We start from the raw sequence: 17,901 nt of genomic DNA on the forward strand, positions 1-17,901 counted from the left end.
CCGGGCGCGGACGCCGGCGGCCGACGACGGGTGGGGTGTCCGTCAGGACGACTCGCGGCGGAACGTCCGGGTGCCGTACCAGAGGCCCACCGCCACCAGCGCGACCGTGATGAGCGCCCCGACCCAGGAGGTGGTGTCCGTGACGTCACCGGCGAAGGCCGCGCGCACGCCGTCCACGACGTGCTTGAACGGGTTGAGCTCCGACAGCGTCTCGAGCCAGCCCGGCGCCAGAGACATGGGCAGGAGGATCCCCGAGAGCAGCAGCACCGGGAACGCGACCGCGTTGAGCAGGGGCGCCATGACGTCCTCGCTCTTCACCGTCAGCGCCACCGCGTACGACACCGAGCTCAGCGACGCGCCCAGCAGCGCCACGACCACCACGCCGAGCACCACCCCGGCCACCGGGGCGCGCAGCCCCATCGGCAGGGCCACGAGCACGAGGAGCACCGCCTGCACGAACAGGACGACGACGTCGCGCAGCACCCTGCCCAGCAGCAGCGCGGTGCGTGAGGCCGGCGTCACGCGCTGGCTCTCCACCACGCCGGCGCGCAGCTCGGCGATGAGGCCGAAGCCCACGAACATCGCCCCGAAGATGCCCAGCTGCACCATGATCCCCGGGACGAACAGCTGGTAGGCGTTGCCCGTGCCGAGCTGGCCGGCCAGCGGCTCCAGCAGCGGCCCGAAGAAGACCAGGTACAGCACGGGCTGGGCCAGCCCGATGATCACCCACGCGGGGTTGCGCAGCGACATGCGCATGGCCCGCCAGAACACCGTCCAGGTGTCGCGCCAGAAGACGCGCATCAGCCCTCTCCTCCTTCGCGCAGCGACCTGCCGGTCATCTCCAGGAACACGTCGTCGAGCGTGGGACGGCGCACGTCCACCGCGGCCAGCGCCACGCCGGCGGCGTCGAGCTGGCGCAGCAGGCCGGGCAGCGCCCGCCCGCCCGAGGGCACCCGCACGCGCACGCGCGGTGTGCTGCCCGCGGTGTCGACGACGGCGTCGGTGGCGCCCGGCAACGCGCTCACCAGCGCCAGCGCCTCGCCAGCGCGGGCGGCGTCGTCGAGCTCCAGCTCCAGGGCGTCACCGCTGAACCGCTGCTTCAGCGCGTCCGGGGTGCCCTCCGCGACGATCGACCCGTGGTCGATGACGAGGATCCGGTCGCAGAGGGCGTCGGCCTCGTCGAGGTAGTGCGTGGTGAGGAACACCGTGGTGCCGTGGGTGTCGCGCAGCCCGGAGATGTGCGTCCACAGGTTGGCGCGCGACTGCGGGTCCAGGCCCGTGGTCGGCTCGTCGAGGAACACGAGCTCCGGGTCGTGCACGAGGCCCTTGGCGATGTCGAGCCGCCGGCGCTGGCCTCCGGACAGCGTCCGGACGGTGCGGTCCCACACGCCGTCGAGGTCGAGGCGGGAGAACAGCTCCTGGCCGCGCTGCTTCCCGGTGGCCTTGGGGATGCCGTAGAGGGCGGCGTGGTCGACCAGCTCCTCCCCGACCCGGGCCTCCGGCGACGACGAGCCCGACTGCGGCACGTACCCGATGCGCCGGCGGACGCCGACCGGGTCGGTGCGCAGGTCGCAGCCCACCACCTGCGCCTCGCCCGCGGTGGGCGCCAGCAGCGTGGTGAGCATGCGCATGGTGGTGGTCTTGCCGGCCCCGTTGGGGCCGAGGAAGCCGACCACCTCGCCGCGGGCGACGTCGAGGTCGACCCCCTGGACCGCGTGCACGGCCCCTCGACGGGTGGTGAACGTGCGGGCGAGCCCGCGGGCGCGGATCAAGCGGTGCCTCCTGGGGACGTGCCGGTGGTCGGTGGCGAGGGCCGGACGCCAGCGTGGTGGGTGCCGGCAGGGGAGTCGACGGGTTTCGCCGAGAGGACTCATCGGTCAGCGCCCGACCGGTGCCGCGGATCGGACCGTGGACGCTCTGCTCCGGTGTGGGCGGTCACACCGGAGCGCAAGGTCCACGGTCGGACGGCTGGGCGAGCGGCGCGGCCACGTGATCGTCGTTCGAGCGGGGGACACGGGGTAGGGGACGGACATGAGCCGTCCTGAGAACGCCACCGCGATCGTCACCGCCTCCGACTCCGGCATCGGCCGGGCCACCGCCGTCGCCCTGGCCCGCGACGGGTACGACGTCGGCATCACCTTCCACTCCGACGAGCAGGGGGCGCAGGAGGCCGCCGAGGAGGTCCGCGCGCTGGGACGGCGCGCCGTCGTCCGCCGCCTCGACCTCGCGCACGACCTGCCGCAGGCCGCCGCCACCATCGACGAGATCGCCGACGAGCTCGGCGGGCGCCTGTGGGCGTTCGTCTCCAACGCCGGCGGAGGAACCGCTGACCAGCCCTTCCTCGAGCTGCCCTACGACGTGTGGCGCCACGACGTCGCGCTCAACCTCGACGGCGCGTTCGTGGCGCTGCAGGCCGCAGCGCGGCGCATGACCGATGGCGCCGGTGGACGGCTGGTGGCCATCACCAGCGTCCACGAGCACACCCCGCGGGTGACCTCCAGCCCCTACGTGGCCGCCAAGCACGGCCTCGGCGGGCTGGTGAAGAACGCCGCGCAGGAGCTCGCGCAGCACGCCATCACCGTGAACGCGGTCGCCCCGGGCGAGATCGCCACCCCGCTGACCGGCAACGAGGACGCCGACGTGACCTCGGGCGGTGACGACGTCGTCCGTCCGGGGGTGCCGCTCGGGCGCGTCGGCTCCGCCTGGGAGATCGCCGAGGTGGTGGCGTTCCTGTGCCGCGACGCGGCGTCGTACGTGACCGGCGCGAGCATCCCCGTGGACGGCGGGATGCTGCTGCAGGCCGCCATGGGCGCCTCGACGCTCACCGACGACACGTGGCGCGAGGGCTGAGGGGGTCTCGGCGGGCGCTCACGACCGCTGATCGCTAGCGTTCGCGCCATGCCAGTGCGTGTGGGGAACATCCGCGAGTGGAGCGGCGAGGACGTGCTCGACGAGGCCGGCGACAAGATCGGCAAGCTCGAGTCGATCTACGTCGACACCGCCTCCGACCAGCCGGCCTTCGCCACCGTCGTCGTGGGCGTGATGAGCAAGAAGCTCGTCTTCGTGCCCATCGACGACGCCGTGGTCGGGCCCGGGTACGTCAAGGTGAGCTACCCGAAGAACCGGGTCAAGGACGCGCCCTCCATCGAGACCGACGGGGAGCTGCGCGCCGAGGACGAGGGCGACGTCTTCGCGCACTACGGCCTCACCTACACCGCGGCGCCCTCCGAGCGCCGCCTCGGCCGCCGCTGACAGCGAGCCGCCCAGCACCGTCTCGACGCGCCGCGAGGCCCTCGCCCCCACCGGGGGCGGGGGCCTCGCGGCGTCCCCGCCCCTCCTCGTCCGCACACGCGCCGGAAAGTGCGCCACCGGAACTCTCGTTCCCGCACTTGCCGCGGAGAGTGCGAGCAGGGGGAGCGGGTGACGTCAGTCCTCGAAGGTGTTGAGCAGGCTGTGCGCCGCGCGCTCCAGGTAGTCCCACAGCACCTCGTGCTGCAGCGGCGGCAGCTCGAGCGAGTCGACCGCGGCGCGCATGTGCGTCAGCCACGCGTCCCGCGCCGCCGGCCCGATGTGGAACCCCGCGTGCCGCATCCGCAGCCGCGGGTGGCCGCGGGTCTCCGAGTACGTGCCCGGGCCGCCCCAGTACTGCTCCAGGAACAGCGTCAGGCGCTCGCGGGCTCCGTCCAGCTGCTCCTCGGGGTACATGGGGCGCAGCAGCGGGTCCTCCGCGACGCCCTCGTAGAACGCGTCGACCAGCCGCACGAACGTCTCGTGGCCACCCACCGCCTCGTAGAAGCTCTGCTGCTCGGCGGGGACGGACCGGCCCACGCGCAGACCCGGGCGGACGCCCTGCGCAGGGCCCTGCTGGGGAGAGGAAGACGACGACGGCATCACCCGTCCATCATCGCCGCTGCCGCAGGCCCTCCTCGTGCGGCTGCGGGGCGAGCACGTTCCCGGGTCCGTTCGGGCGCTTGCCCAGGCTGAACCCGAGAGCCCGCATCGCCGGCCGTGACAGCAGGTCGAACACCCCCGGCGCGAGCCCGAACGCGGCCTTCATGGCGGGGTTGGCCCAGCCGGCGTCGAGCTCGCGGTGCCACGCCGCGGACCGGTCGGCCGCGCGCAGCACCTTCTCCGCCACGTGCTCCGGGGAGGAGACGGGGTACGGCGGCCGGTTGCGCCGCCCGAGCACCGTGGCCGACTGGTCGTAGATGGGCGTGTCCACGCCTCCCGGCGCGACCAGGCTGATCCTGATCCCCGGCACGTCCCGGTTCTCCTGCTGCATGGTGCGGACCAGCCCGCGCAGCGCGAACTTCGACGCGTTGTACGCCCCCATCCACGGCACGGTGATCCGCCCGAGCACGGACCCGACCACCACGAGGGTGCCCCCGCCCTGGTGCCGGAACGTCCGCACCGCCTCGGACGCCACGAGCGCCGCACCGAGCACGTTGGTGCGCAGCACCCCCTCGAGCACGTCCGCCGGCACCTCGTCGACGCGGCCGTAGGCCGCCACCCCGGCGTTCTGGACGACGACGTCGAGCCGTCCCCAGCGCTGCGCGGCGCTCGCGGAGGCGCGGCGGACGGCGTCGTCGTCGGCGATGTCCAGGGGAGCGACGAGCACGTCGGCGGAGCCGAGGGCGCGGCACTGGCGGGCGGCTTCCTGCAGCGGCGCCTCGGCGCGGCTGCTCAGCAGGAGGCGGTCGCCGCGGCGGGCGCACGCCAGGGCGGTCGCCAGGCCGATGCCGCTGCTCGCGCCGGTGATCCAGACGACCCGCGGGCCGCCGGAGGGCTCAGGAGGCACGGGACGGCTTCCAGCGCTCGTCGCTCTCCTTGACCGCCGCAGCGGCCGTGGCGATGTTGCGCTGCATCCCGCCGAACACCACGCCGTGGAAGGGCTTGATGGCCTGCCAGTAGAGGAAGCCGCTCAGCCCCTTGGGGTGGAAGGTCGCGCGCTGGCGGAAGACCGTGCGGCCGAAGTCGTCGGTCTCCACGCACAGGTCGAGCCACGCCTCACCGGGCAGGCGCATCTCCGCGCGCAGGCGCAGCAGCTCGAGGTCGCGGATCTCCTCCACGCGCCACCAGTCGAGGGCGTCGCCGACGGTGAGGTCGTACGGGTTGGCGCGACCCCGCCGCAGGCCGGGACCGCCCACGCCGATGTCCATGAGCCCGCGCACGCGCCAGCCGAGCGACCACGAGTACCACCCGTTGACGCCGCCGATGCCCTCGATGACCGTCCACAGCTGGCGCGGGGTGGCGTCGACGGGGGAGGACCTGTCGTCGACGTACAGCGCGCCGCCGGACCAGTCCGGGTCGCTGGGGAGCGGGTCCGAGGGCGCGCCGGGGGTGGACGCCGAGCGCCAGGACGTCTGCACGTCGAAGTCCTGCACCCGGGCCAGGGCGAGCTTCATCGCCTCGTCGACGCCGAGGAGGCCGCCGGGCGGGTCGGGCACGTACGCGGTGATGTCGCGCTCCTTGACCACCACCTCGTGGACGATCGAGCCGATGAGGGCACCCGCGATGGTGTGCGGCACGGGCGTGACGAGGTTGACCCAGTGGCTCGACAGGTGCGGCGTGAGCACGGGCACCGGGATGGCGTACCGCTTGGGCAGCCCGGCGACCTTGGCGTAGCGCTGCATGAGCTGCAGGTACGTGACGACGTCGGGGCCGCCGATGTCGAAGCCGCGGCTCTCCTCGGGCGGCAGGGACGCCGCACCCACGAGGTAGCGCAGGACGTCGCGGACGGCGATCGGCTGGATCCGGTTGGCGAGCCACTTGGGCCGGATCATGATCGGCAGGCGCTCGGTGAGGTAGCGCAGCATCTCGAAGCTCGCCGAGCCGGACCCGAGGATGACGGCGGCGCGCAGCACGGTCACCGAGACGCCGCTGGCCAGGAGGATGTCCTCCACCTCCTTGCGCCCGAGCAGGTGGGGCGAGAGCTCCTCACCGCTCGGGTAGAGGCCGCCGAGGTAGACGATGCGGCTGACGTGAGCCTCGCGGGCGGCCTTGCCGAAGATCAGCGCGAGGTGCCGGTCGCGGGACTCGAAGGTCCGCCCGCTGCCGAGGGAGTGCAGCAGGTAGTAGGCGACGTCGACGCCGTCGAGGGCGTTCGCCACCGACTCCGCGTCGGAGGCGTCGCCCTCGACCATCTCGACGTGCTGGGCCCAGGGCCGGTCGCGCAGCCGCTGGGGGTTGCGGGCGAAGGCGCGCACCCGGTAGCCGGCGGCGAGCAGCTCCGGGACGAGGCGGCCTCCGATGTACCCGGTGACGCCCGTGACGAGCGCGAGCCGGCCCTCGCCGCGCGGGAGACCGGCGAGGTCGATGCGGGCGGGGACGGGGGAGTCCGCGAACGAGTCCGGGACGTCGGACGAGCCGTCGGCCGCGTCGAGGGCGTCGGACGGTGCGGGCGCAGGCGAGGGGGTGCCGGGCGAGTCGGCCATGCCGAGATCCTCCGCCGCACCACCCCCGCCCGCGACCCGACCACGGCTCCCCGCCCCACCTCCGCTCGTCGCGGGCCGGCCTGTGCGGCTCGGTTCCGACGTCTGAGGCGGATCGGCGACATCGGGGCGTGGCGCCGGTGCAGTCCAGGCCCCTTCGCTGCAGTTGACGCCCCTTCGCGGGCACCGATGGGGCGTCGACTGCAACGAAGGGGCGCCTCCTGCAGCTGTCGGCTGCTCGCAGCGTCCGCGGGCTGCCGCGGAAGCCGCTCGAAGGTCCGCAGGTGGCGCTCAGCTGCGTGATCGTCGCGGGTCTTGCATGCGGACGCTGGACCGCCGGCGTGCAGGACCGTCGTGATCGCCGCGGAGCGTCAGCGGTGGGGGGACGGACCGGTCGGGGGACCCTGGTTGCCGGGCGGCAGCGGTGGTCCAGCGGGCGCGGCGGCTGCGGACGCGGGGGCGGCTGCGGACGCGGGGGCGTCATCGGCGGGCTCGTCGGGATCGTCGACGGGGTGGCCGATGCCCTCGGCGTCGAAGCGGGCCTTGATGCGCCCCCGCAGCTCGCGCGAGACCGACCACTGCTGCAGCGGCGCGGTCCGCACCGCGATGCGCACCACCACCTTCTCCAGGCTCAGCGCCTCGATGCCCCACACCTGCGGCTCCTCGAGCAGGTGGCGGCGCCAGTCCTCGTCGGCGTGGAGCTGCTCGCCGACCTCGTCGAGGACCTCCGCCACCCGGGCGGCGTCGGCCGTGTACGGCACGTCGATGTCGAGCACGGCCCGCGACCAGCCCTGCGACCGGTTGCCCACCCGCAGCACGTCGCCGTTCCTGACGTACCAGACCGTGCCGTCCACGCCGCGCAGCCGCGTCACGCGCAGGCTCACGGCCTCGACGGTCCCCTGGGCGTCCGCGGAGAGGTTCACCGAGTCGCCGACGCCGAACTGGTCCTCGGCGATGATGAAGATCCCGGCGAGGAAGTCCTTGACCAGCGTCTGCGCGCCGAAGCCGACCGCGACGCCGACCACGCTGACGCCGGCGAGCAGCGGCGCGAGCGGGATGCCCAGCTGCCCGATGACCAGCAGGGTCACCACGGTCGTGACGACGGCGGTGGTGAGGCTGCGCAGCACCGAGCCCAGCGTCCGCGCCCGCTGGGAGCGGCGCTCGTAGGCCAGCGTGCCGCCGTGCGGTGCCGTGCTCGACTCCGAGGCGCGCGTCTCACGACCGCGTCCGGCGCGCCACCAGCGCGACTGGCCGGGCTGCGCCTCGCCGTTGGCGATCCGCTCCGCGAGCGCGCCGATCGCCCGGTGCGCCACGGCCCGCAGGACGACCCCGGCGATGATCACCAGGGCGATCCGCAGCAGCGGGGTGCCGTAGAGGACGAAGAACTGCGACCAGCGGACGTTGACGCCGATGTCGACGAGGAGTCCGCAGAACGTCCCGTTGCCGGGGATGCACGGGACGGACGTGGCCGAGCTGTTGAACTGGTCGAGCTTCTCGACGGCGTCTGCTGTGGCCGACGGGGACGGCGACGCCGACGCCGACGCCGTCAGGACGTGGGTGAGGGCGGCTGCGATCACGCGACCGCCCCGTCGTCGTCCTGGCCCAGCCGCAGACCGGTGTGCGCGGCGGCGAAGCAGAGCGTGTCAGCGGCCAGCTGCACCGACCGCGAGACGGCCCGGGCGCCGTGGCCGACGCCGGCCTCGCGCCGCAGCAGCGCCGGCCGGGTCGCCGGGTCGGAGCGGGTGGCGTGCTGCAGCGCCGCGCAGAGCTTGCGGGCGTGCAGCGGGTCGACGCGGGAGTCACCGTCGAAGACGGTGAAGAGCACCGCCGGGTACTCCACGGACGCCGGGTCGGGCGAGCACGCGTGGTAGGGGGAGTAGGCGAGCAGCCAGCCGAGGTCGTCGGGGTCGTTCGCGTCCCCGTACTCCGGTGACCACGTGGCCCCCAGCCCGTGCAGCTGGTACCTGACCATGTCGAGCAGCGGCGCCGAGCACAGCACCGCGGCGAACGCCTGCGGCCTCTGCGTCAGCGCCGCCCCGACGAGCAGCCCGCCGTTGGAGCCGCCGCTGATGGCCAGCTGGGCGGGCGTGGTCCAGCCGCGCGTCGCCAGGGCGTCGGCCACGGCGAGGAAGTCGTCGAAGACGTTCTGCTTGGCGGCGAGCATGCCGGCGCGGTGCCAGTCCTCGCCCTCCTCGTTGCCGCCGCGCAGGCCGGCGACGACCCACACGCCACCGGCCTCCACCCACGCCAGCGCTGAGGCGGAGTAGCCGGGCGTCATGGTGTGGCCGAAGCCGCCGTAGCCGTAGAGCACGGTCGGGGCGGGCTGGGCCGGAGCGGCGGCGTCGGGGGAGGAGAAGGCGTCGGCCCGGGCGACGGCGAGGGCGCGCACCACCGTGCCGTCCAGGCTCGTCACCTCCAGCTGGCGGGTGACGACGGCGGGCAGCTCGCCCATCGACGCCAGCCCCGGGGCCGTCGACTCCACCACCAGCTCGGACGTGCGCGCGTCCCAGCGCAGCACGCAGGGGAGCTCAGCGGTCGAGGTCCAGGTGAACCACGCCTCGTGCCCGCCCTCCGGGCGTCCGCGCAGGCCGCCGAGGCTGCCCGCGCCGGGCAGCGCCACCGCGCCGCGCTCGCCGAGCAGCTGCTCCCCGCTGGCGAGGTCGTGCACGGTGAGCTGGGCGATCGCGTGCTGCGTCCACGCCACGAGCAGCAGCGGCTGGTCGAGCTCGGGGCCGTCGAGGACGGCGTAGTCCTCCAGCACGGCGTCCTCGCGCTCACCGACGAGGTCGCGCCAGCGGTGCGGGCCGAGGCCCTCAGCGTCGGTGGGGTCGGCGACGGCGAGCCGCCCGCGCGGCGCACCCAGGTCGGTGCCGACGTACAGGCGGCCGTCGCGGCCGACGCCTGCGCTGGTGTGCGCGTCCAGGCCGACGGCCACCTCGCGCAGCCGGGGCGCACCGGCTGCGAGGCCGCCGTCGGCGGCCAGGTCCGCGAGGTAGCAGTCCGACCGCGGGGACGTGCCCACCGACGTCGTCACCGTCAGCCAGCGACCGTCCAACGAGGTGCCCACGCCGTAGTAGGTGGTGACGGGCAGGCCGGCGCCGAACACCTCGACGTCGCCGCCGTCGCCGGGCTCCGCGTCGGGGTCGGCGCCGACGCGGTGCAGCCAGACCCGGCGGTGGTACTTCTCCTCGCCCTCCGGGAGCCCCTCGGGGGCCAGGCGTCGGACGTAGAAGAACCGCGCGCCGTCCTCGTCGGACGCGGGCAGCCAGGACACGGGGGAGTAGCGGACCCGCTCGACCGGGCCGTCGACCACCTCCCCGGTGGCGACGTCGAGCACCCGCAGCACGCTCTCCTCGCTGCCGCCCTCGGACAGCTGGAACGCCAGCAGGTGGCCCTCCCGCGATGGCTGCCACGCGTCGAGCGTGGTCCTCCCGCTGGGGTCCCAGACCAGCGGGTCGACGAGGACCCGCTCCACACCGCCCTCGGTGACCAGCAGCTGCGGGTGGTCGCGCCCCGGGTCGCGGCGAGCGCGGAAGCACCGGTCCCCGCGCCACACCGGCGGCCCGACGGCCCCCGCCGACAGCAGCTGCGCGACCCGCGAGGCGACGGCGTCGCGACCCGGCCACGTCGCCTGCTGCGCCGCGAACAGCGCGTCCTGCGCGGCGGACCAGGCGCGGGTGCGCTCGTCGTCGGCGTCCTCCAGCCAGCGGTAGGGGTCGGCGACGCGGTAGCGGGGCGCGGCCGCGGGCAGCTCCTCGACCAGGTCGAGCCGCTCGGCGGGCGGGTACGCCACGGGGTCTGCGGGGGCGGAGGACGACGACGACACGCCTCCCGACCTTAGGCGCCGGGGCCGACGCCCGGGGCGGGGTCGTGACCGCAGCCCGCTGTCCGTCCGGCCGCGTCCTCCGCTGGGGTCGGGTCGCTCCGGCGCGCCCGCTCGCGCGGCGCGCCCCCGCCGGGCAGGCTGGCGCCGTACTCTCCCCGACGCCAGACGACGCGCAGCCGCGCCCGCACCACCCCCAGGAGCTCCGCGTGAGTGACAGCCCGCAGTCCGTGCTGGCCCGCAGCGAGGACCCGGGGCGGGGCGGCACGGCCACCACCTCCGGACCGGACCTGGAGGTCCGCACCACCGTGCCCGTGAACGACGCCCCCTCGATCGTCATCGACCCCTCCGAGCCGCCGTCGGCCCGCCTCATGGAGCTGGCCGCCGCGAACGGCGTGGCCACGGAGTACTGGGACTGGAAGGGCGGCCACATCACGGTCTCCCGCTCCACGATCGTCGCCGTGCTGTCCGCCATGGGCATCGCCTGCGGCAGCGAGGACGACGTCGAGGCCGCCCTCGCCGCGCGCGAGCTGGCGCCGTGGCGCCGGGCGCTGCCGCCCGTCGTCGTCGTCCGCTCCGGCCGGGACGCCACCGTGCCGGTGCGGGTGCCCGCCGGCGCGCAGGTGCACGTCTCGGTGGTGCTCGAGGACGGCGGGCAGCGCGAGCTGGAGCGCGACACCTCCGCCGACGCCGCCGCTCCCCGCGAGGTGGACGGCGTGCGCCGCGAGGAGCAGCTGTTCGCTCTGCCGACCGACCTGCCGCTGGGCTACCACCAGCTGGTGGCCACCACCGGTGGCGGCGAGACCGCCGCAGCGGAGGCGACCGCGGCGCTGGTGGTCACCCCCGACCGCCTCGAGCTGCCCGCGGCCATCGCCGGTCCAGGCCACCGCTGGGGCTTCATGGCGCAGCTGTACTCGGTGCGCAGCCGCACCTCCTGGGGCCTGGGGGACCTCGCCGACCTCGGCGAGCTGCTGGACTGGTCGGGGCGCGACCTCGGCGCCGACTTCCTCCTCATCAACCCGCTGCTCGCCGCTGAGCCGGTCGGCCACCAGCAGGACAGCCCGTACCTGCCCACCACCCGCCGCTTCACCAACCCGATCTACCTGCGGGTGGAGGACGTGCGGGAGTTCGCCTACCTGCCCGCCACCGACCACGCCTTGGTCGAGTGGCAGGCCGAGCCCCTCATGGCGCGCAACGCCGACCCCGGTCAGCTCGACCGCGACGCGGTGTGGGCCGCCAAGCGCGCCGCGCTGAAGACCGTCTTCGAGGCCGGGCGCAGCCCCGCCCGCCAGTCGGCCTTCGACGCGTTCCGCGCCCGCGAGGGCCAGGGCCTCGCCGACTACGCCCTGTGGGCGGCGATGATCGAGCACTTCGGCGACGGCCAGCCGTGGCCCGCCGAGGCCGCCCGCATCGGCTCGCCGCTGGTGGAGCGCCTGCGCGAGGAGCTCTCCGGCGCCATCGAGTTCCACGAGTGGCTGCAGTGGCAGTGCGACGAGCAGCTGGCCCGCGCGCAGGCCACCGCCACCGACGCCGGCATGGCGCTCGGCGTCATGCACGACCTCGCCGTGGGCGTGCACCCCTCCGGCGCCGATGCGTGGGCGCTGCGCGACGTGCTCGCCACCGGCGTCTCCGTGGGCGCCCCGCCGGACGCGTTCAACCAGCAGGGCCAGGACTGGTCCCAGCCCCCGTGGCAGCCGGTGGCCCTCGCCGAGGCCGGCTACGCGCCGTGGCGCGACATGGTCCGCACGATCCTGCGGCACGCCGGCGGCGTGCGCGTCGACCACGTCCTCGGCCTCTTCCGCCTGTGGTGGGTCCCGAACGGCTCCGGCCCCGGCATGGGCACCTACGTCCGGTACGACCACGACGCGCTCGTCGGCATCCTCTGCCTGGAAGCCGCCCGATCCGGCGCCGTCGTCGTCGGGGAGGACCTGGGCCTGGTGGAGCCGTGGGTGCGCGGCTACCTCACTGAGCGCGGCGTGCTCGGCACGTCCGTGCTGTGGTTCGAGAAGGACGGCGAGGGCGAGCCCCTGCCCCCGCAGGCCTGGCGGGAGCTGTGCCTGGCGACGGTCAACACGCACGACCTGCCGCCGACCGCCGGCTACCTCGCGGGTGAGCACATCGAGCTGCGCGACCGCCTCGGCCTGCTCACGCGGTCCATCGAGGAGGAGCGCGCCGCCGACGAGGCCGACCGCGCCGCCGTGCTGGCGCAGCTGCGCGACCTCGGCCTGCTGGGCGAGCAGCCCACCGAGCGCGAGGTGGTGGAGGCGCTGCACGCCTTCCTGCTGGCCACCCCGGCCAAGCTCGTCGGCGTGGCCCTCACCGACGCCGTCGGCGACCGCCGCACGCAGAACCAGCCCGGCACCTCCGACGAGTACCCCAACTGGCGCGTCCCGCTCACGGACGGAGCCGGCGAGGTGGTGCTCGTCGAGGAGCTGCGCGAGCGCCCGCGGGTGCTCTCGCTGGCCGAGCTGGTGAGCAGCAGCGACCCCGAGGACTGACGGACCGGCGACGGGTGACGGGTGCCGCCCAGCGGGGCGCACCTGGCAGCATCGGGGTGTGACCCGGTGGACGAGCACGCCCGCGGTGGGTGCGGGCGCGCTCGTCGTCGTCCTCCTCACCTCCGCGTGCACCGGGGGAACCGGCTCGGGCGGCGCCTCGTCGTCCTCCACCACCGGCAGCACGACGACGAGCAGCGCGACCGCGTCGACCGGCTCCACGGTCTCGCGCGCCGACGCGACCGACTCCGCGCCGCCGCCCCGTCCCGTCGCGTCCGCCGCGGGCCTGTCCCTGGGTGACGAGGAGCGGTACTCCGGCGGGGACGGCGGCCTCACGTGGCAGGTCTGGCTCCCGGTCTTCACCAGCGGCCCCGCCGAGGTGGTCAACCGCAAGGTGCGCGCCTCCGCCGACCACGCCGTCCGCGCCGCCACCGACGCTGGAGCCCTCACCACCACCGGGGAGGGGGAGGTCGTCACCAACGACGGCCGGACCGTGCAGGTCCGCATCGGGGTGGCGGGCACGGACACCGGTGCCGTCGACGACGAGCCCGTCGACGTGGTGACGACCGTGGCGCTCACCGCGGACGACGCCACGCCGGTCTTCCTCGAGCAGCAGCTCGCCGACCCGGCCGCCGCGTGGGGAGTGCTCGCCGACGAGGCCGCGGCGTCCGCGGCGTCGCAGGGGCTCACCGCCACCCGGCCGCTGGCGGCCGAGGCGGCGGAGTTCGCCGACTGGCAGACCTCCGCCGACGGGCTGGAGCTGAGCTTCCAGCACGGGCAGTTCGGGGCGGGCGCCCCCGTCGTCGTCGTGCCCTGGAGCTCGGTCCTCCCGCTGCTGACCCCCGAGGGGAAGGCGCTGCTGGCCCCCTAGCGTGGAGGCCGTGAACGCAGGGGAGCACCTCGAGGTCAGGGCTGTCGAGCCGGACGACCAGCTGGCGTGGCTGCGCGCGTCGCGCCGCACGTTCCTCCACCCCAAGACCGTCACGCCCGAGCACGTCGAGCACCGGCGCACCGCGTGGGCCGGGCAGCGGCTGACCGGCGCCTTCGACGGCGACCGCGTGGTGGGCACGTACCGCTCGTGGGACTGGCCGCTGCCGGTGCCCGGCGGGCCCGGCCACGAGCTGCTCACCGACCACGTCAGCTCCGTCACCGTGGCGCCCACCCACCGCCGGCGCGGGCTGCTGACGCGGATGATCACGGCCGACCTGCGCGCCGCGAAGGACCGCGGGGTCCCGATGGCCCACCTCGTGGCCGGGGAGGCGCCGATCTACGGGCGCTACGGGTTCGGTCCCGCCGTGAGCGGGCAGACGCTCGAGGTGCGCCTGCCCGCGCCGCTGGCGCACCTGCCGGCGGGCGCGCAGGACGTGCGCGTGGAGCTGGTGGAGGACGCCGACCTGCGGGCCGAGGCGCCGGGCCTCTTCGCCGCCGTCGCCGTCTCCCGCCCTGGCGCGGTGCGGCGCCCCGAGCGGTACTGGGACGAGGTGCTCGGCCTCGCGCCCGCACCCGGCGAGGACGGCACCGACCTCCGCCCCGCGCTGCTCGCCCGCGACGCCACCGGCGCCGCGGTGGGCGTGGCCCGCTACCGGACCCGGGAGAAGTGGGAGGGCATGCGCCACGACACGACCCTCGAGGTCAGCGACCTCTTCGCCGCCACCCCCGCGGCGCAGGCGGCGCTCTGGCAGCACCTCGTGTCGCTGGACATCGTCGACAGGCTGCGCGTCACCGAGCGCCCCCTCGACGACCCGCTGCCCCACCTCCTGGCTGACCCCCGCCGCGCGCTGGCCGGCGAGGGCAGCGACCACTTCTGGGCCCGGCTGCTCGACGTGCCGGCGGCGCTCGCGGCGCGCGGCTGGCTCGGGCCGCCCGGGGCGTGCGTGCTCGAGGTGCACGACGCGCTCGGGCTGGCCGGCGGTCGCTGGCGCCTGGAGGTGGCGGACGGGCGCGCGTCCGTCGAGGCGTCGACGGCGACCGCCGGCGTGGCCTGCGACCTCGGCGCGCTGTCCGCGGCCTACCTGGGGGAGACGCCGCTCGTGGCGCTCGCGGCGGCCGGGCGCGTGCGCGGCGAGCCGGCCTCGGTGGCGCGGCTGTCGGCGCAGCTCGCCTGGCAGCCGACCACCTGGCCCACGCACACCGGCTTCTGACCTTCCCACCCGCCCCCCGTGATCATGGACGTTGCGCACGACTCCGGTCGTGATCATGGGAGGTGCCGACACGTGCGGCGGGTGCTGCCAGGTCGGGAGTCGGCGGCGCCCATGATCACGAGGGGTCTTGTCGGTGACTCTCATGATCACGGAGGTGTCCGCCGTGGGGAGGGCCTGCGGCGTGTCGCGGCTGGCTTCCCAGGTCGCCGCCCTAGCGTCCGCCCTCGTGCGACCACGCCCGACCCACGGCTCGACGCCCGCCCGCGCGCTGATCGCCGCGGGAGCGGTGACCTCGGTGCTGCTGCTCGCCGCGTGCGGCGGCGGCTCCGCTGACGCTGCCAGCGCGTCCTCCACGGCTCCGCTGTCGACGGCGACCCCCGCCGCCTCGACCGCATCCCCGTCAGCCTCGGCGACGGCCCGCGCGACGAGCGCGTCGCCGTCGTCGTCCTCCGCGGCGAAGGGCGGGACGGTCACGGCGGTCGCGCCGCTCACCGCGGGCCCCGCGAAGCGCCTGCAGGGCAGCAAGGGCGGCTTCACCTGGGACATCACCGTGCCCGCGTTCACCGGGTCCGGGGCGGCGGTCGCCGAGGTGAACCGGCGCATCCAGGCGTCGGCCCAGAGCGCCATCAGCGCCACGGCCACCCAGAACGGCGACGACCCCGAGTCGAAGCACGAGCTCGCTGGAGAGGCGTCGCTGACCACCAACGACGGTCGCACCGTGCAGGTCGACATCCCCATGAGCGACTACTACGAGGGTGCGGCGCACCCCACCGACGTCGACAACACGGTGGTGCTCGTGGCCGCGACCGGTGCGCCGGTGACGCTGGACCAGGTGTTCACCGACCAGGAGGAGGCGCTGCGGTCGTTCGCGCCGCTGGTGCGGCAGCAGGCGAAGGCCGACGGCTACGAGATCACCAGCGACGAGGGTCTGGAGCCCACGACGGCGAACTGGTCGGCGTGGCAGACCGACGCCGACGGCATGACCTTCACCTTCCAGGACTACCAGCTGGGCATGCACGGCATGCCGAGCTGCACGATCCCGTGGAAGAGCGTCACGCCGCTGCTGACGCCCTACGCGAAGGCGCTGCTGGCACCCACCTCCTGACGGCGAGGCGGAGGCGAGCCCCTGGTCGCCCCGCTCTCTCCTTGCCGCACTTTCCGCGGCAAGTGCGGCAAGAAGGGGCGTCCTTCTCGCACTTGCCGCGGAAAGTGCGAGAAGGACGGGAGGTCGGAAGGGGTGTCAGTGGTCCTTGCCGTGGCCGTTCGAGGAGCCCTTGCCGGAGCCTGAGCCCGCGCCCTTGCCGCTGCTCTTCGAGCCGGAGCCGTCCCCGCCCTCGGCGTCGGAGGACGACGACGAGGTGCTCGGGGCGGTCGAGGGCGCGCTCGTCGAGCGCTCCGGCGTGCTGCTCGGCGCGGTGCTGGGCGCAGGGGCGGCGCTGCCTTCGGCGCGCGCTGCCTTGCGCGCGTCGTTGCGGGCGTGCGCCGCGTCGCTGACGGCCTTCCCGTCCACGCCGCCGGAGCGCGCCTGGCTGCTGACCCACCCGCCCATGCCGCCGCTGGTCGGCGGGGCGACGGGGACGGACGTGGGGGTGGTGGACGGGCTCGGGGCGTCCTGGTCGTCGTCCTCGGCGGGCTCGCCGGTGGACGGTGTTCCCGCGGGGGCGGGCGCCGGGGCGCCGGTGGACGTCCCGGTCGGGTCGTCGGTGGCTGTGCTGGTCGGGCTGTCGGTCGGAGTGCTCGTCGGGGTGTCGGACGGAGTGCCGGTCGGCTGGTCGCTCGGGTCCGCGCTCGGGTCCGCGGTCGGGGCCGCGGTCGGGTCCGCGCTGGTGGGCGCCTCCAGCGGCGTCACCGCGGAGACGGTCGCCGCGAAGCCGTCCTGCACCGGACCCGGCAGGGCACCGGCAGCACCGGCCCCGACCACGGTGACGACGAGCACGGCACCGGCCGCCGTGCCGACGCGGGCGGCACCGGCGGCGGCCACGCGGCGGCCAGCGGCGGCGAGGGACTGGCGGGTCAGGGTCACGGGGTGCCTCCACGAGAGCACGGGCCGCTGCAGCTGCGCTGCGGCCGGGTGAGCGCCGCCAGCCCGGGTGGGCGTCGCGGCGGTGTCGGTGAGGCGACCGGTGGCCAGGAGGACGGCGAGGTCGGCGCTGGGGCGGTGCGGCTCGCGGGCCACCGCGCGCACGTCGCGCGCGAAGGCCTCCAGCCGCGCCGCCGACGGCGCGTCACCGCCCGCGCGCAGCGCGCGGACGTCCTCGTCGAAGGAGCAGCTGCTCGCGCGCCCCGGGTCGTCGGTCATCTCGTCTCCGTCATCGCCGGGGAACCTCCGGGGGTTGCGCGGTCGTCGCGGCACTGGGCCGACAGGGTGAGCAGGCCCCGGCGCTGCAGGGCCTTGACGGACGCCGGCGTCTTCCCCAGCACCCGCGCGACCTCGTCGACGGAGAGGTCGCCGAGCACGCGCAACAGGACGACGGCGCGCTGGTCGCGGGGGAGCCGCGCGCACAGGTCGTGCACCCGCGAGGTGCCGAGGGACGCCAGCGCCTCGTCCTCCGCGTCACCGCCGGGCAGGGCGGTGGTGGCGGGGTCGTCGTGGACGTCTGCGTCGGCCAGCGAGGGCCGGCGCGAGGCGCGCCGCCAGGAATCGGCCAGGCGGCGGTGAGCGATGGTGAAGACCCACGCGCGGAAGCCCGCCTCGTCGCCCGTGAACCCACCGACGCCGGTGAGCACGCCGATGAACACCTCGCTGGCGAGGTCGTCGGGCTCGGCAGCGCCGTGCAGGCGCAGGTAGCCGGTGACGGGACCCACGAGCTCGCGGTAGAGGACCTCGAAGGCCCACGGCGCTCCCGCCCGCGCGGCGTCGAGCACCTGCGGGAAGGCCGGCCCGATCACCGGGCGACTCCGGGCGCAGTGACCGGTGGCGCGGGGTGGAGCACGCCGCAGCATCGGCGCCGGCGCCCTGACCCTTGAGCGGGACGTCGGCGAGCAGGCACCCACCTCCCGCCCAGGGTTCG

The 17,901-nt window shown here is 75.4% G+C and carries 15 protein-coding genes; 6 read left to right on the plus strand and 9 right to left on the minus strand.

Going from position 1 to position 17,901, the window contains the following annotated elements; genetic code table 11:
* Positions 1 to 42 precede the first annotated feature (42 nt).
* Positions 43 to 801 (minus strand): ABC transporter permease, encoded by a 759-nt coding sequence (locus tag FMM08_RS06185; protein WP_147925484.1) that lies wholly within the window; start codon positions 799 to 801, stop codon positions 43 to 45.
* Positions 801 to 1,772, minus strand: a complete 972-nt coding sequence (locus FMM08_RS06190; protein WP_147925485.1) for an ATP-binding cassette domain-containing protein — start codon at positions 1,770 to 1,772, stop codon at positions 801 to 803. Before FMM08_RS06190 ends, FMM08_RS06185 begins: the two co-directional genes overlap by 1 nt.
* 259 nt (positions 1,773 to 2,031) lie before the next feature.
* Between FMM08_RS06190 and FMM08_RS06195 the strand changes: the two genes are divergently transcribed.
* Both FMM08_RS06195 and FMM08_RS06200 read left to right on the plus strand, forming a co-directional pair.
* A complete protein-coding gene (locus tag FMM08_RS06195) occupies positions 2,032 to 2,850 on the plus strand; it encodes an SDR family oxidoreductase (RefSeq protein ID WP_147925486.1) in 819 nt (272 codons plus the stop codon).
* Positions 2,851 to 2,898: 48 nt separating this feature from the next.
* Positions 2,899 to 3,252: a PRC-barrel domain-containing protein gene (locus FMM08_RS06200; RefSeq protein ID WP_147925487.1), complete on the plus strand. Its 354-nt coding sequence runs from the start codon at positions 2,899 to 2,901 to the stop codon at positions 3,250 to 3,252.
* Between the two features lie 174 nt (positions 3,253 to 3,426).
* Here the strand turns inward: FMM08_RS06200 and FMM08_RS06205 are convergent, their stop codons facing one another.
* The 5 genes from FMM08_RS06205 to FMM08_RS06225 all read right to left on the minus strand — a co-directional run bounded on the left by FMM08_RS06205 (position 3,427) and on the right by FMM08_RS06225 (position 10,257).
* Positions 3,427 to 3,891: a globin gene (locus tag FMM08_RS06205; RefSeq protein ID WP_147925668.1), complete on the minus strand. Its 465-nt coding sequence runs from the start codon at positions 3,889 to 3,891 to the stop codon at positions 3,427 to 3,429.
* A gap of 10 nt (positions 3,892 to 3,901) precedes the next feature.
* The gene (locus FMM08_RS06210) at positions 3,902 to 4,798 is read right to left on the minus strand and encodes an SDR family NAD(P)-dependent oxidoreductase (protein ID WP_187279583.1); all 897 of its coding nucleotides are present in this window, start codon (positions 4,796 to 4,798) and stop codon (positions 3,902 to 3,904) included.
* A complete protein-coding gene (locus FMM08_RS06215) occupies positions 4,788 to 6,434 on the minus strand; it encodes an SDR family oxidoreductase (protein WP_147925489.1) in 1,647 nt (548 codons plus the stop codon). The genes FMM08_RS06210 and FMM08_RS06215 overlap by 11 nt, the downstream gene beginning before the upstream one ends.
* A 368-nt stretch (positions 6,435 to 6,802) precedes the next feature.
* Positions 6,803 to 8,008, minus strand: a complete 1,206-nt coding sequence (locus FMM08_RS06220; protein ID WP_255472106.1) for a mechanosensitive ion channel family protein — start codon at positions 8,006 to 8,008, stop codon at positions 6,803 to 6,805.
* Positions 8,005 to 10,257 carry a prolyl oligopeptidase family serine peptidase gene (locus FMM08_RS06225; protein ID WP_147925490.1) on the minus strand — a complete coding sequence of 751 codons (2,253 nt, stop codon included), beginning with the start codon at positions 10,255 to 10,257 and terminating at the stop codon, positions 8,005 to 8,007. The genes FMM08_RS06220 and FMM08_RS06225 overlap by 4 nt, the downstream gene beginning before the upstream one ends.
* Positions 10,258 to 10,463: 206 nt before the next feature.
* Between FMM08_RS06225 and malQ the strand changes: the two genes are divergently transcribed.
* The 4 genes from malQ to FMM08_RS06245 all read left to right on the plus strand — a co-directional run bounded on the left by malQ (position 10,464) and on the right by FMM08_RS06245 (position 15,995).
* On the plus strand, positions 10,464 to 12,752 hold the full coding sequence (malQ, locus tag FMM08_RS06230; protein ID WP_222710473.1) for a 4-alpha-glucanotransferase: 2,289 nt from the start codon (positions 10,464 to 10,466) through the stop codon (positions 12,750 to 12,752).
* A gap of 58 nt (positions 12,753 to 12,810) precedes the next feature.
* Entirely contained in the window at positions 12,811 to 13,620 is an 810-nt protein-coding gene (locus FMM08_RS06235) for a hypothetical protein (protein ID WP_147925491.1), read from the plus strand.
* A gap of 10 nt (positions 13,621 to 13,630) precedes the next feature.
* A complete protein-coding gene (locus FMM08_RS06240; RefSeq protein ID WP_187279584.1) occupies positions 13,631 to 14,890 on the plus strand; it encodes a GNAT family N-acetyltransferase in 1,260 nt (419 codons plus the stop codon).
* Between the two features lie 226 nt (positions 14,891 to 15,116).
* Positions 15,117 to 15,995, plus strand: a complete 879-nt coding sequence (locus tag FMM08_RS06245; protein ID WP_147925493.1) for an RsiV family protein — start codon at positions 15,117 to 15,119, stop codon at positions 15,993 to 15,995.
* Positions 15,996 to 16,130: 135 nt separating this feature from the next.
* Here the strand turns inward: FMM08_RS06245 and FMM08_RS06250 are convergent, their stop codons facing one another.
* Both FMM08_RS06250 and FMM08_RS06255 read right to left on the minus strand, forming a co-directional pair.
* The gene (locus tag FMM08_RS06250) at positions 16,131 to 17,189 is read right to left on the minus strand and encodes a hypothetical protein (RefSeq protein ID WP_147925494.1); all 1,059 of its coding nucleotides are present in this window, start codon (positions 17,187 to 17,189) and stop codon (positions 16,131 to 16,133) included.
* A complete protein-coding gene (locus FMM08_RS06255) occupies positions 17,186 to 17,779 on the minus strand; it encodes an RNA polymerase sigma factor (protein WP_187279585.1) in 594 nt (197 codons plus the stop codon). Before FMM08_RS06255 ends, FMM08_RS06250 begins: the two co-directional genes overlap by 4 nt.
* Positions 17,780 to 17,901 lie beyond the last annotated feature (122 nt).

The organism is Quadrisphaera setariae (assembly GCF_008041935.1).
In the GTDB taxonomy this organism is placed as follows: Bacteria; Actinomycetota; Actinomycetes; order Actinomycetales; family Quadrisphaeraceae; genus Quadrisphaera; species Quadrisphaera setariae.

Bases quoted from the DNA above. Each gene is read 5' to 3' on its own strand.
- FMM08_RS06185 (WP_147925484.1), bottom strand. From the start codon at position 801: ATGCGCGTCTTCTGGCGCGACACCTGGACGGTGTTCTGGCGGGCCATG.
- FMM08_RS06195 (WP_147925486.1), top strand. From the start codon at position 2,032: ATGAGCCGTCCTGAGAACGCCACCGCGATCGTCACCGCCTCCGACTCC.
- FMM08_RS06200 (WP_147925487.1), top strand. From the start codon at position 2,899: ATGCCAGTGCGTGTGGGGAACATCCGCGAGTGGAGCGGCGAGGACGTG.
- FMM08_RS06205 (WP_147925668.1), bottom strand. From the start codon at position 3,891: ATGCCGTCGTCGTCTTCCTCTCCCCAGCAGGGCCCTGCGCAGGGCGTC.
- FMM08_RS06215 (WP_147925489.1), bottom strand. From the start codon at position 6,434: ATGGCCGACTCGCCCGGCACCCCCTCGCCTGCGCCCGCACCGTCCGAC.
- FMM08_RS06250 (WP_147925494.1), bottom strand. From the start codon at position 17,189: ATGACCGACGACCCGGGGCGCGCGAGCAGCTGCTCCTTCGACGAGGAC.